At 41.2% G+C, this 16,903-nt stretch carries 14 protein-coding genes and 3 pseudogenes; 4 read left to right on the top strand and 13 right to left on the bottom strand.

Going from position 1 to position 16,903, the window contains the following annotated elements; all coding sequences use genetic code 11:
- Positions 1-218 precede the first annotated feature (218 nt).
- On the bottom strand, positions 219-1,283 hold the full coding sequence (locus tag FNL97_RS08680; protein ID WP_143415507.1) for an RNA-guided endonuclease InsQ/TnpB family protein: 1,065 nt from the start codon (positions 1,281-1,283) through the stop codon (positions 219-221).
- Between the two features lie 431 nt (positions 1,284-1,714).
- Between FNL97_RS08680 and FNL97_RS08675 the strand changes: the two are divergent.
- Positions 1,715-2,164, top strand: a pseudogene (locus FNL97_RS08675) (hypothetical protein); the annotation flags it as partial.
- Positions 2,165-2,282: 118 nt separating this feature from the next.
- On the opposite strand, the gene FNL97_RS08670 reads toward FNL97_RS08675, so the two are convergent.
- The 6 genes from FNL97_RS08670 to FNL97_RS08645 form a co-directional block, all read right to left on the bottom strand.
- Complete coding sequence (locus tag FNL97_RS08670) at positions 2,283-3,419, bottom strand: KamA family radical SAM protein (RefSeq protein ID WP_041269672.1); 1,137 nt, start codon at positions 3,417-3,419, stop codon at positions 2,283-2,285.
- Between the two features lie 348 nt (positions 3,420-3,767).
- Entirely contained in the window at positions 3,768-4,082 is a 315-nt protein-coding gene (locus FNL97_RS08665) for an NAD(P)H-dependent oxidoreductase (RefSeq protein WP_286173558.1), read from the bottom strand.
- 6 nt (positions 4,083-4,088) lie between these two features.
- The gene (locus FNL97_RS08660; RefSeq protein ID WP_286173533.1) at positions 4,089-5,570 is read right to left on the bottom strand and encodes a PH domain-containing protein; all 1,482 of its coding nucleotides are present in this window, start codon (positions 5,568-5,570) and stop codon (positions 4,089-4,091) included.
- Entirely contained in the window at positions 5,563-6,042 is a 480-nt protein-coding gene (locus tag FNL97_RS08655; protein ID WP_015863954.1) for a PH domain-containing protein, read from the bottom strand. The genes FNL97_RS08660 and FNL97_RS08655 overlap by 8 nt, the downstream gene beginning before the upstream one ends.
- 246 nt (positions 6,043-6,288) lie before the next feature.
- A complete protein-coding gene (locus tag FNL97_RS18400; protein WP_286173532.1) occupies positions 6,289-6,429 on the bottom strand; it encodes a LacI family DNA-binding transcriptional regulator in 141 nt (46 codons plus the stop codon).
- 263 nt (positions 6,430-6,692) lie between these two features.
- Complete coding sequence (locus tag FNL97_RS08645; protein ID WP_062679142.1) at positions 6,693-8,864, bottom strand: YhgE/Pip domain-containing protein; 2,172 nt, start codon at positions 8,862-8,864, stop codon at positions 6,693-6,695.
- 239 nt (positions 8,865-9,103) lie between these two features.
- Here FNL97_RS08645 and FNL97_RS08635 point away from each other — a divergent pair.
- The 3 genes and pseudogenes from FNL97_RS08635 to FNL97_RS08630 form a co-directional block, all read left to right on the top strand.
- Positions 9,104-10,025 (top strand): annotated as a pseudogene (locus FNL97_RS08635) (IS256 family transposase); the annotation flags it as partial.
- Positions 10,022-10,396, top strand: coding sequence for a DUF7852 domain-containing protein (locus FNL97_RS18855; protein ID WP_502707809.1), 375 nt, complete (start codon positions 10,022-10,024; stop codon positions 10,394-10,396). The pseudogene FNL97_RS08635 and the gene FNL97_RS18855, both read left to right, overlap by 4 nt.
- A 284-nt stretch (positions 10,397-10,680) precedes the next feature.
- Complete coding sequence (locus tag FNL97_RS08630; RefSeq protein ID WP_062754636.1) at positions 10,681-11,166, top strand: QueT transporter family protein; 486 nt, start codon at positions 10,681-10,683, stop codon at positions 11,164-11,166.
- 102 nt (positions 11,167-11,268) lie between these two features.
- Here the strand turns inward: FNL97_RS08630 and FNL97_RS08625 are convergent, their stop codons facing one another.
- From FNL97_RS08625 to FNL97_RS08600, 6 genes and pseudogenes are all read right to left on the bottom strand, one after another.
- Positions 11,269-12,420 carry a DNA polymerase IV gene (locus FNL97_RS08625; protein ID WP_143415503.1) on the bottom strand — a complete coding sequence of 384 codons (1,152 nt, stop codon included), beginning with the start codon at positions 12,418-12,420 and terminating at the stop codon, positions 11,269-11,271.
- A 542-nt stretch (positions 12,421-12,962) separates the two neighbouring features.
- Positions 12,963-13,203: pseudogene (locus tag FNL97_RS08620) on the bottom strand (YybH family protein); the annotation flags it as partial.
- 130 nt (positions 13,204-13,333) lie between these two features.
- A complete protein-coding gene (locus FNL97_RS08615) occupies positions 13,334-14,668 on the bottom strand; it encodes a hemolysin family protein (protein ID WP_015863959.1) in 1,335 nt (444 codons plus the stop codon).
- 76 nt (positions 14,669-14,744) lie between these two features.
- Positions 14,745-15,434: a zinc metallopeptidase gene (locus tag FNL97_RS08610; protein WP_015863960.1), complete on the bottom strand. Its 690-nt coding sequence runs from the start codon at positions 15,432-15,434 to the stop codon at positions 14,745-14,747.
- A 29-nt stretch (positions 15,435-15,463) separates the two neighbouring features.
- Positions 15,464-16,414, bottom strand: a complete 951-nt coding sequence (locus tag FNL97_RS08605) for a sporulation protein (RefSeq protein WP_143415501.1) — start codon at positions 16,412-16,414, stop codon at positions 15,464-15,466.
- 33 nt (positions 16,415-16,447) lie between these two features.
- Complete coding sequence (locus FNL97_RS08600; protein ID WP_205729492.1) at positions 16,448-16,876, bottom strand: MerR family transcriptional regulator; 429 nt, start codon at positions 16,874-16,876, stop codon at positions 16,448-16,450.
- Positions 16,877-16,903 lie beyond the last annotated feature (27 nt).

The following is a 16,903-nucleotide window of genomic DNA, read 5'->3' as shown; positions in this document are numbered from 1 at the left end:
TGCTGGCCATGTTAGGAAAACAGATGACTCGTATGCCTTTTCATGTATCACTGGAGATGGCCATTACTAAAATGAACTCGTTGGTAATGATAAAAACACTTGATATGCTCAAAATCACTGTCTTTGGCCTTTTCCTCCTATTTTTCAAGAAAAACAAGCTCTTTCTTGATAATTACTGTCAACTACCCAACGGCTAAAGCCGTGGGCTTGCAACTAGCCTAATTGGCTGCCGCGTTCGGCTGGTTGACAGCAGCCCTGCGGATGTTTTCCGCAGCCACGTTGTCGGCAGGGGCAGCGTACCCACAAGCTCGACAACAAAACTGATCCCTTGACGGTCTGTTTTCTTTGGCCACATGTCCGCAAACCGGACAGGTGCGGGAAGTATTTTTTGGATGAACCAATACCACCGGCACGCCAGCGATCGCCGCTTTATACTCAATAAACTTTCTCAACTGATAAAAAGACCAAGAAGAGTGTTGACGACGCTGTTGCTTTTTAACCGTTTTCTCGGTGCGTTGGCGGATGCCCTTTAAATCTTCAAGGGCAATGCCGCATCCGAGTGCCTTTGCCTTTTCAACAATCTTCTTGCTAATGCAGTGGTTCACATCACGGGCAAATAGTTTTTCCTTCTTGGAACGCTTTTTAAGCAGGCGTTTCGCTGACTTGGTGCCTTTCTTTTGGAGTTTGGCGCGAAGTTTCGCATGGCGGCGGCGCAGCCCGTTGACCTTCGAGCCGGAAAATACCTCACCGGTGCTATCAACGGCGATATTAATGATGCCAAGGTCCACACCGATAAATCCGTTTTCGGAATTGGGCTGGCCTTCGGGAACGTCCACCACGAGCAGTAAATAAAAAATACCGTTTTGAAGGACTAAATCGGCTTGACCCCGAACACGGTTGCCGCACAGCAAACCTTGATGGTAGCGGCTAATGACCATAGGGATTTCCATTCTTCCTTGCAAGGTAAGGATGGAAGCATACTCTAACCCTTTAAAGGACAGGATTCTTTCATCATACACGATGGCACCGGTTTCTTTAAAGTTATGCAAGGTTTTTTTATCCAAACGATAGCTTTCCGACACTTTGCCGATGGCACGAACGGTCATTTGGGCAGAGAGGCCAAATTTTTCCCTGACGTCATAGTAGCAAAGCCGCTGGATTTTCGTTTTGGAAAAGGTTCTGGAGCGAAAAGCAATCTCGCTAATATAGTTGCATGCTTGGTTAAACCGTTTCATTGTTTCCAGCAGCGCATGAAACTGTTCAAGAGTTGGCATTAATTTAATCTTGAGAGTATCGTAACAGCATCCTTAGTTTTATGATAACGTTTCTATATTTGACGTGTCCACTTTTTAGACCAACATTAAAAAACAATGACAATCGCAGCAGTTCTTTTGACCATGCTAGCTGACCACGTTCTTCGCGAAGCTGAACACTTTTTATTCATGATTCGTGTTCTTGAAGAACGGTTAAAACAAAAACAGTATAATGATACTTGGTGAATTTTTTATGACATCCAAAAACGTCTTTGCGACAGTTAAGAATCCCCTTCGCCCACTACATTTTATACATACATGAATCTATACCCATTGTTAGTCGTCATCTTTTCTTCATATTTTTGCCACACTTCCGATTTGAAGTGTGATATAAATCACTTATGCTGGAAAATATTTCTTATATTTTTTAAAATGCCGACTATATTTAGGGAGGGGAAGTAATGTTTTGCCATCAGTGTGAACAAACGACAATGGGAGGCTGCACCGTCGCTGGGGTATGTGGAAAAGATGAAACGATTGCGAGTTTACAAGACATTATCGTATTTGCTTTAAAAGGAATTGCAGAATTCCCAGGTGCTATTTTAGCGACGACAAACTGTGTCATGCCTATTAAAGGAACATACGCCGATCGAATGTTCTCGTATGATGTCGCAGGATTGGAAAATGTCCGAAAAATTGAAAATGATGATTTTACTCCATTGATCGAAAAAGCGTTAGAACTTCCTGAAGCGAATATTGAATCCGATGAAACATTGCTGACTGGATTCCATCATGAGACGGTCATCGGCATCGCTCCAGAAATTATTCAGGCGGTAAAAGATGGTAAAATCCAACGGTTTTTTGTGATTGCTGGGTGTGATGCGCCTGGAAAAGGCGGTGAATATTACCGTTTATTTGTTGGTGTGTCCGCTTTTTAGACTAACATCAAATTTATGTCTTAATCAGAACCTTCTTCAGTGAAGGCAATAAAAAACTCCCACCCCTTAAATGAAGGTGGGAGAGGTCCATTTAGTTAACCGAGCTCAATTGAACTGCTTTTTTTACTGGTTTTTTCCAATATTGTTCACTTCCAGGTAAGTCATCAAACCAAGTGGCATCTTTTGGACAATCCAAAATCATAAACTTTCCATATTGTTCATCATCTCTTGACTGATGATATTTTAGATATGCTTTGCCATTTTCGATTGCCAATATTTCAATTTTTCCTGAGGAATGGCTCATAACGAGGCGAACGCGTTTGCCTAATCCCGATGTTCTTGCTTTTGCTTGTTCAACTATTTTGTATACTTCTTCCAGTGTTAATACAAAATCGCTGTTACCCGCTACCGGTCTATTAACAAAGAAGTAATACGGTGTTACTCCCGCCCATGACAGTTTATCTAGCAATTCTGCCAACACTTCAGGATCATCATTTATTCCTTTTAAAATAGGAGTTTGATTCACAACGATAACTCCAGCATCGTGAAGAGCTTGGAACGCTTTACGAGCTTCTTCTGTTATTTCACGTGGATGGTTTACATGTGCCATGACATAAATGCGTTTTTCTGGTGTGGAATATTGCCGGAACAGATCAAGCAGTTCTTGATCTTCATAAATTCTCATAGGGTTAAAGACAGGCAATTTTGAACCAAAACGGATGATTTTCACATGGTCAATCGCTCGCAATCTTTCTACAATATATCTAATTTTTTTGGTTGCCAAAATAAGAGAGTCTCCGCCAGTCAATAAAACGTTATTTATTTCAGGAGTTTGTGCAATATATTCTATACCAGGCGTTACATCTGACATAGCTTCTTTTACATCGTTACGGAACAAACGCTTCCGGAAACAGAATCGGCAATATGCTCCACAAACTTCTGAAACGATGAGTAATGCAGTCGTTTTATACTTGTGCTGGCATCCCGGCACCACATAGTTGGCCGCCTCATCTGAAGCATCCCAACTGCCATATTCATTTAATTCCCCTTCGTTCGGTATCACCAATTTTCGGATAGGATCGTTCGGATCATCCCAATTAATCAGATTAAGATAATAATCATTCACTCTAAATACAAATTTGTTAGTGATTTCTTTTAACTTTTCTCTCTCTTCCTTAGGGATTTGTGTGATTTTTTCGATATTTGTAATATACTTCGGTTGTGCCATCATATCACCCTCCCATAAAAACGTTTTTATAATAAAGCTAACAAAAGTATAAAAGAGATGCAGTTTAATAGTCAAATAATCGCAAAATTTTGGACACGAAAAGTTAACATCATGAATTTATTTTGACTTAAAAATAGAGGCATTGCGAAAACCGCAATGCCTCTTTTAATGAATTACTTGAAACTAACAGTTGCCATCAGTTCCATCATCGTGATAAGCAACAAGCTTTTTACTTCCACCGCACTGTGGACATGCAAACTTTACAGAAAGCTCCCATACAATGAAGCCGACGATGATCTCCATCATAATAAGCGGGAAAACTTATAGCGGAATCACCATGTACCATAATTATTTTTCCGTTAGTGAATGGCTATATGTACTCCCTAGCTCATACGCTCGATTGAAAAGACTTTCGTAATGTTTGTTGAATTCCTCTTCGTTTTCGATATCTTCCGCTAACGTATTATACAAAAATGCCACTTCCGACTGAGGAATACCTGTATAGCCGGCTAAACCAACATTCAAATAATGGAAAATCATCGTATCGAAATTTCTTTTTTTAAGACTTTCCTCTGTCTCTCCGACAAGCGGAATCCACAATACCTTTTTGTGTGGGAGACGCGCTCCTCCATAAGCAAAACCATAGTTCCATACCCGGTCTATAAAACTTTATTCCCCTTTTGTACGTTTAAACCACGTATAAATTGTTTGTAAATCTTCTTTATCAAGGTCTATCACTTCCCCTTGAGCACCGCCAATTCCCGACATGACCGTTGCCGAAATGGTTCCTAGACCTTTCCTTTGCTGAAACCAATTATAAGAAAATTCCATGGATTGAATCCGATTTTTTAACATATATACGGTTCTGACATTCAAAAAGCGGCTTCTTAGCGCAAGCTGATAATTTGAAATCGACCAACCGGCAAACCGATAACTGAGGTAGCCAAAATAAGAAGCCATTGGCAGTAATAGCAAAAGCAATAATCCCCACGGACGCAGCCAATAAGCTACTATGCAAACCGGTAAAAGCAAAAAGTATAAAGGACGGACCATGTAGCGGATGCGCGCCCGCTTTGGCAGTGCAATGAATTCATGATTTAAGCTATAATCCGGAAGACAAGATAGAATAACGGAAGCGATCCGCTCTTTTTCGATTAAAGGACAAAGGACAATACTCTCGGGATCGCCTTCATTGAAAGCTCCTCCTGCATGAATGATATAAACGGAAGCATACCCAAACCACCGTCGGATAATGTTTTCCTTTACCACAATGCCTTGCACCCGCTCTGTCGGGATCGCAATCTTTTTCCTTTCAAGGAGCCCTCTTGAGATAATGATGTTCTCCCCTGCTTTTTCCACCGTAAAAAATGCGTATCTCATCATATTTTGAATGATGGAGATAATATAGGCAGCAATAAAAATCAATATGATGGTCACCACGGTATAAAACATGCCATGCGCAATAAATTTTTGCGCATCTTTATATAACTTCTCATAAGGAATGATGTCGTCAAATTGTAAGACAAAAATGACGATGGCGGAAATAACGCCAAATGCTCCTCCGCTAGTCACGGCTACTTGGAAAATTTCCCAAAAACTCATCGAAAAGATAATGTTTTTCGCTTTTTGTTCCAACTCTTGATCATTTTGTGCAAAAGACGTTGCGCTTTCATCTTGCGGCAGAATGTTCTCGATTGCTCCTGCTTTTTCTTTTGATTTTTGAATCAAGCATTGAAGCTGTTTCGCTTCTTCCCTTGTCACGGCTGTTAACACAGCCTCCGCTTCTCCCAACTGATTGCCAGCTGTTTCTACATTTACTTTTACAACGCCAAACATTCTTTGCAGAAAGCCTTGTGATATGGAGATGCCTTGAATGCGTTCAAAAGGAATGTATCGTTTTTTTCTTACAAAAACACCATATTCGATTCGCAATTCCCCTTCTTCCAAACGATAGGTAAAACGAATCCATGAAACAATTCCAATGACAATCGTATAAATGATAATAGCAAACGGCACGGCGATATCCCACATAGAGGAAATCGTTTTATTCCCGACAATAATGACGAGAATGATCGGTAAAATCGCGTCTTTCAGTTGTTTTACGATATTGGCTACAACGGAAATGGGGTGCAGTCGTTTTTTCTTAGACATCTTCATCCGCCACCCTCGCCAATCTGGAAATAGAATAACGCAGCTCCTCCGCTTCCTCCTCATCAAGTGCCGGAATTTCATGCACCGTTGCGGCAGTGGAAATGGTGACAGATGCCAGTCTGTATTTTTTTAATAACGGCCCTTGACTTGAATCAACATGCTGGACCCGAATCATTGGAATCAATGTACGTTTCACGACAAACAGTCCTTTTTGAATCTCGATTTCCTGTTCACGCACTTCATAACGCCATCTCCGCCAACGCAATGCGGGAATAAAGAAGATAAAAAAATAGCCTTCTCCAATCAATATAATAATCAGCATCGGAATAATCCATTTCGGTCCGTCAAAAACGATAATAAGGATAATGATAGCCGCAAAGACGATAAAAGAAACGGCCAATCCGATCATACCGTATATCCGCCATACCGATAGCGCTCGTTCGGAGATTCTTTTTCTAGGCTCTCCATTCATGATTTCTCTATCCCCCTTAAACAAAGACAATCCATCGACGTAATGGTTATACGTATTTAGTATACAAGAAGTTTCCATCTTTAACTATCTGTTACTGTAGAATAACAAACTTTTGGAAAAGCAGGAAAATGAGCATGTTTCAAGAAAAATTATAGGATCGAAGCCATTGGAGAACGTGAATGATAAACCACTACGCTTATATTGTTCGTTCGCTGCGAAACCATCGCCCTTGCCAAGGCATTTGGTTTATACTGCAGCTCCTTCATCACTTTTAATACTTTTTTCACGCGTCTCTGGACTTGCAACCCCTTTTCCCGAAATGACGCGCGAAACCGTCGACTTCGAAACACCAGCCCTCAACGCGATGTCTTTAATGGTGTAGCCCACTAAAGTTAACCTCTATACCGTTTGGTCCGGTTCGTTTTCAAAGCCGCTTTCCAAGATGGATGTTATACATGCATTCATTTGTCAAATCATTTGCAACTTCGTCATGAAAAAAGGCACGAATCAAATCCGTGCCTTCCGCCGTAACGAATCTATTTTTTTTAAAACAGCGTCCATATCCGCGCTGGCTGTTTCTGTTTCCCATCGATGGCGTCACCGGATATAAACAAAAAAGCCAGGCGGTCATTTTGCCTATGTCGCATGGTTTAATGAAACAATCCGCTTTTTTTCGCTTTCGCATGCAGCGAATGCATGTATTTGTTCAACGGTTCTTTCAGAAGCGTACCTAATAAGAGAGCCAGGACGGCAAACATCATGAGACGAACCGCATCGTTTTTCACTTTTCCCCACACAATGCCGCCGACTGCTTCGCGCATCAAATCAATCGCATACGTAAACGGCAAAAACGGGTTGATGTTTTGGAAAAATTCCGGAATAAGCTGAACCGGATACGTCCCCCCTGCTCCGGCGATTTGGAAAACGAGCAGGACGATGGCCAGCGCCTTGCCGACGTCGCTGAATACTGATACGAGCGTAAAGACAATGACAATAAACACAAAGCTGCATAACAGCCCAAAGAGGATGAACCAGCCGGAGTCATGAATATAAATATTCTTTAAAAGAAATACATCTCCTAACGTGACAATAAGCGCCTGAATACTGCTGCATGTCCAAAACGTCAGCAGCCGGCCAAAATAAATTTCTCTGCTGGTATACCCTTCTGCCTCATAAGGTTCGGTAGAAAGCAACGACACTAACAGCAGACAGCCCACCCATATGGACAAGACGGTATAAAACGGGTTCATCCCCGATCCATAGTTCGGAAGCGGAAACAATCTATGCGTCTTTAAGTCGACGGGATGGGCCAAAAATTCACCTTTTGCTCTTGGATCATTTTTTAATAAACGAATGATGTCGTAGATGTTTGTCTCTTTTTTCAATTTTACAAGAAAGGAAGCGATATCGTTGACTTTCCGCGCAAGAAACGGATACTGATCGCTTGCCGTCTGCAACATTTCTTCCCCCTGCTTGAGACCGCTGCCGGCGTGCTGAAGAAACCGCTCTAATTCCAGAATGGTGTTGGCGATGTCCGCGAGTATGCGGCGGGCGTCTTGAAGCGTCTGCTTCGTTTCGTTCATTTTTTCTTTCATGAGTGGTGCGATATGTTGCTCGTATTCATTCATCACCCGATCGACTTGCTTTACCGCAGCTGCCGCCCGCTCATTTAGGTCGGTGAGAAGATGGTTGCCTAGCTGCGCCCCGTTTTCACTTTGCTCGTACGCTAACTTGGCAAGGCGTTGTGCTTCTCTTAAATTGGATTTTATGCCTGTCAGACGGCCGGACAATTGTTCCATATTGGCGGAAGCCGTGCGAGAGAAAGCTCGCTTTTCGATCATGTTATTGAATATGCGAAGCTGTGTTTGCGCTTCATCTGCCATTTGTTCCCCAGCTGCGGCCATGCTCTGGACGTCGGAAAGCCATTGCCGCTGCTGGGCAAGGGAAAGGTTTTCTTGCAGCTTGTTAGTTACGGCATAGATGGACATGGCGATTTGCTGCAGCGTACGCAAATTTTCCGTGATTTGCGGCGTCAATGTCTTTGCTTTTGCTTCCGCTTTCGTGAAAAACTGATTCATTTCATCAAGAAACGCAATGCCGCTGTTGACGATCCGTTTCGCTTCGGGAAGCGTTTTTTCCGCTTTATTGACGAGCCGTTCCGCCTCTTTCGCGTCGGACATCGATTGGTTTAACAGCCGCTTGATTTCCGGCAGCTTCGTCTGCAGCTGAAAAATCAGGGTCTCAAAATGGCGAATATCTGGCAGCTGTTGTTCTAATGCCACCCCCGCTTCATGAAAGATAGAAAACAAAACGCTGTTGACAACAGCGACAAATTGATCGCTTACTTGCTCGGTGATGGTGCTTGCTCCTTTGGATGTGATTCTCGGCGCAATCGCGTTCTTTTTGTCATTTTCATAGTAATGAATGACGGCCTGCTCCGGCCTATCTTGCACAATGGTAGCCAATTTTTCTGAAAAATCGCTTGGAATGACGATCGTCGCAAAATAATCGCCATAGCGGACGTTTTTCATTCCTTCTTGTTTGCCAACAAATTTCCAGCCTAAGTCATGATTGTTTCGTAGCGCCCTAACAATTTCTTTTCCGGCGTTAAACGCATGTCCTTGAATTTTTGCCCCTTTGTCTTCATTGACAATTCCTACTTTAATGTTTCTCGTGTTGGCATACGGATCAATAGAAGCTTCGATATTCACCCACGCATAAAGCGATGGCAGAAGAAGCAATCCGCCTACCAATACCGCCGCTACCCAGTTTGTTGCTATTTGCTTCATATCATGAACATAAAGATTCCATATCTTTTTCACGAACCTCAACTTCCCTTTAGTGTGATTAAACTGCTTTTGTTAGTATAAACCAATGAAAAAAAAACTAAACATAAGCGGCGGATTGGAAACGAGCACAGTATGTTTACAAAAAACTGCTGGCTAACCAGCAGATGATGTATAAAATTTTGTGTAAAGCATTTTGCTAGACCAAAAGAAAAAAGGTAGGGTATTCTCTGATTTGGGCCACAACACATTCCAGAGAAAGGAGAACCCTACCTATGTCTAAAAGAAGTATACCGAATGTCGACTGGGCAAATCAACTGGAAAGTGTCATTCGTCAGTTTGTAAAGGAAAAATTAGAACTGATCATGCGGGAAGAAATCAAGAATTTCCTCGAAATAGAACAGGCCGGAACATCAAATATGAGAAACGGCTACTATCAACGAAATCTAGATACGCAATATGGCTGGATTGAAGGTCTTTTGGTCCCTAGAGACCGAAACGGAGAATTTCAAACCCAATTGTTCGCTCCTTACCAACGCCACACCGGCTGAGGAAGCCATCATCAGGATGTATCAAAGTGGCATGAGTACGCGTGAAATTGGCAAGTTTATGGAACGAATTTTAGGCAATGCCTATTCTCCTGCAACGATCAGCCGTATCACCGATGTAGTGAAGGAAGACATCGAGAAATGGCACACTCGTCCACTGCACAAGCGTTATTCCGTCTTATATTTGGATGGTTTATACGTAAAACTTCGTCGCGAAACCGTGGAGAAAGAAGTCATTTATGTGGTGTTAGGGGTGAACGAAGAAGGGTATCGCGAAATTCTTGATTTCTTTGTGGGAGGACAAGAAAGCGCCTATGTATGGCAGGAAATTCTTCAATACCTCTACCAAAGAGGCGTCAAGGAAGTGCTTCTGGGCATATTTGATGGTCTTCCGGGGCTGGAGGAAGCTTTTCGGGCCGTTTATCCGAAAGCGGATGTGCAGCGTTGTGTCGTTCACAAAGTCCGCAGCACCCTAAATCGTGTTCGGAAAAAAGACCAATTCGAAATGGCGGAGGATCTGAAACTCATTTATCGTTCTCCGAATAAAGAAATCGCATTGGAGATGTTTCAACAGTTTCAATCCAAATGGTCTCGCGAGTACCCAAGGGAAGTCCAATCTTGGGCCAATGAGTTGGATGTCCTCCTATCTTTGGAGGTAAAGCACAACATACAGCTGAATTTCTTGACCTAAACAATAGACAAACTCCTCAATTAGACACGAAACTATTTCATACGACGACTTATTATCCTGAACAGCCTTATTGTCATTTGATCTGCTCTAAAATTCATGAAATTATATTCTTCACTGACACTGTTCACACCTATGGCGCGAAGAACAAAAAAAACCTTTATAAATCGGTTGTGTTTCCCGTCCATGAGAAAAAAACAAATAATCAATCTTGTACTCATCATGATTTCATACAAATTAGAGTTCCGGTTGTAGTCGGGGAATACGAAATTGAAATATGTTTAATACGAATGAGCGCCCCATATATACAGTACAGAACCAATGATGAATAACACATTAATGATTATCCAAACATAATACGGCATACGAACCTCCAACGATTTCAGGATAAATAGGAAATAACAAACAACAAGTCGTCTCCCTATGCATTTTGTCACACTTTTCTTTTATAATAAAATGATTAAAATGGTATTATCCTTATTTATCACGAAAAATAAAACAATCATTGCATTTCCTTCTTTTCTTGCTAAAATAATAAATGTTGCTTTTCTTGCCACACCATGTATACCGATGGTGCTTTTTTGTATATACCTTAACGATGTAAGGGGAGAAGCATATGAACATTAGAACGATCGTCGTCAACGGCATTTTAGCAGCTGTGTACATCGCGGTAACGATGCTGATTCAGCCGTTTGGATTTACTAATGTGCAGTTTCGCATGTCGGAAATGCTGAATCATCTCATCGTGTTTAATAAAAAGTATTTCTTTGGCATTGTGTTAGGCGTCTTTTTTGCCAATCTGTTTTTTTCGCCGATGGTAGCGTACGATCTCATTTTCGGGGTCGGGCAGTCGGTTATCGCCCTTCTGATCACGATTTTTTCGATGCGGTATGTGAAAAATATATGGGCGCGGATGGCCGTCAATACGCTGGTATTTACGTTTACGATGTTTTTGATTGCGTGGGAGTTAAAGCTGGCGTTTGACCTGCCATTCCTTTTCACGTGGCTGACGACCGCCGCAGGCGAATTTGTCGTCATGGCGGTTGGCGCACCAATTATGTACGCGGTAAACCGGCGGGCCCATCTGGATAAATTAGTATAAATATAAAGCGGCAAGGGGTTACCTGCCGCTTTTTCTTACATTAGACGAATTTAGGCCGCTAGTTTCTCTACCACTGCTATCACAATCGGTATGGTTCTTTCCTTACAACATCCCCTTCATTTTCTCAATAATCAGGAATGATGGGATGCGTTTATTAAAGATGTGAAACAAGTCTAATTGTTTCACCGCCTCTTTTTTATCAAATACGTCTACGGCGGTAATTCCTAACAGTCTTACCGGATTGCCATTCCAATGGCGTTTTAATAAGTAGACGGCGCGCTGAAAAATTTCTTCCGCCTCCTGGAACGGATTTTCCCATGTTTTACTGCGGGTGATCGTTTGAAAATTGCTGTAGCGGATCATAATTTGAACCGTGGAAGAGACGACGCCTTTTTGTTTCATGCGATTGCTGACGGATTGCGCCAAATCGCGCAGCACTTCAAGAAGAATCCGTTCTTCTGTCACATTGCGGGGAAGCGTTGTGGAGCTTCCGATGGATTTCCACTTTTCTCCCGATTCTGGATCAACAGGACGGGGATCAATCCCATTAGCCCACTCTTTTAATCGAACCCCGGTGATGCCAAGTAAATTTTGCAATGTCACTTTTTCCGCCTTCGCCAATTCGCCAATCGTAAAAATGCCGATGCTATTTAATTTTTTTGCCGTTTTGTCACCGATGCCGTGCATCTCCTGAACAGGGAGAGGCCAAAGTACTTTCGGCACATCGCGTTTGCGCAGCACCGTGATGCCTAATGGTTTTTTCATGTTGCTTGCCATTTTGGCTAAAAACTTATTCGGTGCAATGCCAATGCTTACAGGAATATGTAGCATCTGTAACAACTCTTTTTGAATTTGCTCCGCGATATCCAACGGTGAACCAAGCGAATAACAATCGGTGATATCCAAGTATCCTTCGTCTATCGAAGCGCGCTCTAAAACGGGTGTAAACGTTGCTAAAAATTGAAATACTTTCTCACTTATCTTGCGGTATAAATGAAAATCGGGTTTTAGAACAACAAGTTGCGGGCACCTTTTCTTCGCTTCCCATAATGGCATTGTCGTATAAATACCAAAACGCTGTTTCGCGATATAGTTCGCCGCTAACACAACTCCTTTTCGTTCTTTCGGATCTCCCGCTACAACAACCGCTTTTCCTTTTAATGAGGGGTCTCGAGCGATTTCGCAGCTGGCGAAAAACGAATTACAGTCGACATGGAAAATTACGCGACTTCGCTTTTGGTACGTTGCCTCCATGTTATTTTTCCCCTTTTTTAAACTGCTCCCACTTTTACTTTGTTTAGATAATCCCTTCTAACGAAGAGAAGTTGACCAAGCTCTATGTACCGTTTCAGCACTGAATGCGAGTTCCTTGTACGTTGGACTCAACATGCTGGCGTATGCGAAAGCTTAGCTTTTCGATCAGCGTGAATGTATGATGGTGGAAAGTTTTACGTAACAGCCCCTTTCCTCCACCTCTTTCATTTTCACAGAGCAATCTGTATAAGATAATCTAATTATAGCACATATGTTCGTTATTTTCTACGATATAGCAATTCCTCTTCCCACTTCTATTGGTTTACACCCCGCCCCAATTAGAAGTAGATGTTATCTCGTATGAAAAATCATTTCTTCCATTCATTTACTTTGTTGATTATTTTCTTTTTTTGTTTTGATTGATTATTTAGAACATAGTTTAAATAAATTAATTTTATCCTATAAAACAGCCTCTTACAGTTTAAACATGAATGATAAGAGGCTTCCTTTGCCGCTCTAAATTCTGTTAAACCGCTATAATATTAAAGACTGCTTAAATGCTCATGAATTAATTTCCATTCTCCTTTTTCGTTCTTAATGAACACATTAGTGGCTCTACCACTACCCGTAACAAATTTTCCGTTGTGATAACCTTCAATGATATGTATAAGTACAAGTTGCAGAATTTTGGTCAACGGCTAACCAATGTACATTGTTTGCAGTATAAACTTCTTCTTTAATGATATCCCAAGCATTTTCAAAATAATTTTGGATTTCTTGTATTTTTTCTCTCCTCAGTTGTACTTTCTTTCTTGTCTATATGTATGTCCTACATATAAAGAACTTGTCTTTTTCGCAAAAAATAAACGGCAGCCATTTATAGCTGCCGTCTTTCGTTATTTTATTTTAGCTGCTATTCTATTGCTGCTTCTTGTACAATAAGAGAAGGAGCCTTCACGCGTTTTGTGATTTCAACTAATTGGACGTGATGCCCTTCCATTTTTAATACCTTAAATTCATAATCGCCGTAGGAAATAATGCCGCCTTGTTGAATATCAAATTTTTCTGTTAAAATCCAACCACCAATCGTATCAACATCCGTATCATCGATATCCGTTCCAAGTAAGTCATTTACATCTTCAATCAATACTTTTCCATCAACAATGGTGGTGTGTTCGTTCACTTTGCGAATCATCGGAACTTCGTCAATATCAAACTCATCTTGAATCTCACCGACAATTTCCTCTAATATATCCTCAACCGTCACAAGCCCTGCTGTTCCGCCGTATTCATCAACTAAGATCGCCATATGAACTCGTTCACGCTGCATTTTTACGAGCAAGTCATGAATAGGGATGGATTCGATTACTTGTATGATCGGGCGGATATAATCACCTAACTTCTTTTCAGTGGCCTTTGGATTTTGAATACAATCCGTTAATATTTCTTTTATGTTGACCATCCCAATGATATGGTCTTTATCTCCGTCTATAACAGGATAGCGCGTATATTTTTCTTGCTTTATCGTTTCAAAATATTCCGCAATGGAACGGTTTTTATCCAGTGCGACAATTTCTGTACGCGGTACCATGATTTCTTTGGCAATCCGATCGTCAAACTCAAAAATATTGTTTACGTATTTATATTCCGACTGATTAATTTCTCCACTTTTATAACTTTCAGATAAAATCAAGCGCAATTCTTCCTCTGAATGGGCCACTTCATGTTCGGATGCTGGCTTTAACCCAAATAATCCGGTAATGACGCGAGCAGAGCCGTTTAATGCCCAAATAAACGGATACATTATTTTGTAGAAAAAGATTAAAGGTCTTGAACATAACAGCGTAATGGTTTCTGCTTTTTGAATTGCCAATGTTTTCGGAGCCAGTTCTCCAACGACCACATGCAAAAAGGTAATCGTTGCGAATGCAATCGCAAAAGAAAGGAAAGACGCTACGGACTCACTTAAATTCATTCGTTCAAATACAGGGTGAAGCAAATGCTCCACCGTTGGTTCACCAAGCCAACCAAGCCCCAATGCGGTAATAGTAATACCAAGCTGGCAAGCCGATAAATATTCATCTAAATTGCTAATGACTCGTTTTGCAGCCCTAGCGTTTCGATTTCCTTCAGCTATCAGTTGATCAATACGTGTACTGCGTACTTTAACAATGGCAAATTCGGATGCAACAAAGAATGCCGTTAAAGCAATTAAAACACCAACCATCAGTAAATTAACTATCTCCAATTAAGCTCTCTAGCTGTATGCAAACAGCTAGAGAATCCACCTCCTGTTAATTTGGCTATACATTTAATTTATTACATTACTCTTCTTCATTATTCCCTTGGAAGAAAATCATAACAAACTTGATTAGCTCTAACACAGAAATTAATGCCGCAGCTACATAGGTTAATGCAGCAGCATTTAAGACTTTATTCACTCCCCGTACTTCATCATTGCGAATAAATCCTTCAGCAAGAAGAAGCTTTTTGGCGCGAGAACTCGCATTAAATTCTACCGGTAACGTAATTACTTGGAATGCCACGGCTGCTGAAAAGAGAATAATGCCAAGCCCAATGAGTGAAGCTTGATGCAACAAAAACCCGCCTAACAATAGAAATGGAGCAATTCCAGAAGAGAAATTCACTACTGGAAACATACGATGCCGCAAAACTAATGCACCGTAGGATTGTTGATGCTGAATTGCATGGCCAACCTCATGGGCAGCTACCGATACAGCAGCGATAGAACGTCCATAATAAACAGGCTCAGATAATCGAACGGTGCGTGACAATGGATCGTAATGGTCTGTTAATGTACCAGGCACCAGTTCAACGGGAACATGATATAAACCGTTGGAATCTAAAATTTTTCGTGCTACCTCAGCCCCAGTGAGAGACGAATTAGCATAGACTTCCGCCCATTTATTAAATGTACCTTTTACTTTAAATTGTGCCCAAAGTGACAGTCCAAATGCTAAAAAGATGAGAATATCCATTGGATGAAATAACATTACGTTCCCCCCTTACACTACTATTGGTATTAAAATTCTTCATCTTCTCCACCAAAGAAATTGTCAAAAAATCCTTCTTCAGCTTCCCCATCAAAGCCTAGTGCTTCCTCGATGGCATCACCTACGAGTTCTTCTGCTAACATTCCTGCAAACATTCCTGCAGCAAAACCACCAATCGCTCCCATCATGCCATGTCCGTGTCCATGCAAATGAGGAGTATGGGAATAATGAGTCATGTAAGATGATGCTGTATATTGATACGGCTGCTCGATCATTTCTTGAATTATTTCGCGCAGCTTGTCAGCTAGTATGCTTACATCGGTTAATTCTGTATATGAGAAAAAGATTTCCCGTTTTAACTCTTTCTCCTGTAAACCAAAGGCTCCTGCATGTACATCTACTTCAAGAAGCAGACGAACTCCCTCTTCTTCTAGAAATGAAAAAAACTCCACTTCTTGAACAATCTCTCTAAATTGTTCAGTTGGGAACAGCTCAAATTCTTGGCCATACGGCTTTAGTGATCCTGAAGTTGCCTTTTCCCGGAAGCCTAATTTTTCAAAAGCAGCAAAGATTTTCTCTAATGGTAGTGGTGGAAGAATTTGCAACGCATCCTCATCTAAATGATCGATACCGCCAGCAATATCAAGGCGAGTAACAAAGGTATAGCGAATGCCATGTCTTGACACTGGAAGAGTTTTTGGTAGTTCATATGTAAATGGCAGCACTTTTCTCTCACCAGCTTGAATGACAAAAGCAGAAGCTACCGGGATCGTTGCCACTGTTTTTGTCTGCACTTGCCCGTTTTGGTTTAATGTTAACCGAAGTTCTACATCAATTTTGTTGATATCCTGTTCTACTGTCCCGCCCTCAATGAAAAATTCACCACTAATGGTCTCTCCTAACCGTACTTGAGAATGATGCAGCACAAGATTGATATTCGCAGAACCAATCCCCAGCTTCGATAAAAATTTTCTAAACATCCTTTTTATCTCTCTCCTTAAACATTTATTTTTTTAATTAATAAAAGGATCTCCTCCAAGCAATATCGCTAATGTGTGTAACAAAGCATAACCTTGTTGGGCCAATGGTTTTGTCATCAGCTTGATCTGTTGATCATTTAATTGTTTGAGTAACGGTTTTAATTCCAACAGTTCTTCTTGAATATGTTTCATTTCTTCTTGAAGGTGCTCAATTTTATCTACAATTTCATCCGCAGCATCTGGTTGATTTTGGATAATCTGCAATCGCTCTTTGATTTCCTCCAGAGTTAAATGCTGTTTTTTTAATGCATCGATTAACCGTAAACGTTCGATACTTTCTTCGGGATAATAGCGATAATTTGTTTCGGAGCGGACAGGTTCTAGCAACCCTAATTGTGTATAATAATCAATGGTTCGTTTCGAAACGCCAGCTAATTCTGCAAGTTCACCAATTTTAAACAACTTCCCAATGAACTCACTCCCTAATAT

The sequence above is a fragment of the Geobacillus sp. E263 genome, from assembly GCF_007197795.1.
Lineage (GTDB): Bacteria > Bacillota > Bacilli > Bacillales > Anoxybacillaceae > Parageobacillus_B > Parageobacillus_B toebii.
This window is presented reverse-complemented; position numbering and strand designations above follow the sequence as displayed.

What these genes read in the sequence shown, in the direction of transcription:
- FNL97_RS08670 (WP_041269672.1), bottom strand. Translation starts at nt 3,419, where the DNA reads ATGGCACAACCGAAGTATATTACAAATATCGAAAAAATCACACAAATC.
- FNL97_RS08660 (WP_286173533.1), bottom strand. Translation starts at nt 5,570, where the DNA reads ATGTCTAAGAAAAAACGACTGCACCCCATTTCCGTTGTAGCCAATATC.
- FNL97_RS08655 (WP_015863954.1), bottom strand. Translation starts at nt 6,042, where the DNA reads ATGAATGGAGAGCCTAGAAAAAGAATCTCCGAACGAGCGCTATCGGTA.
- FNL97_RS08630 (WP_062754636.1), top strand. Translation starts at nt 10,681, where the DNA reads ATGAACATTAGAACGATCGTCGTCAACGGCATTTTAGCAGCTGTGTAC.
- FNL97_RS08625 (WP_143415503.1), bottom strand. Translation starts at nt 12,420, where the DNA reads ATGGAGGCAACGTACCAAAAGCGAAGTCGCGTAATTTTCCATGTCGAC.
- FNL97_RS08610 (WP_015863960.1), bottom strand. Translation starts at nt 15,434, where the DNA reads ATGTTATTTCATCCAATGGATATTCTCATCTTTTTAGCATTTGGACTG.
- FNL97_RS08605 (WP_143415501.1), bottom strand. Translation starts at nt 16,414, where the DNA reads ATGTTTAGAAAATTTTTATCGAAGCTGGGGATTGGTTCTGCGAATATC.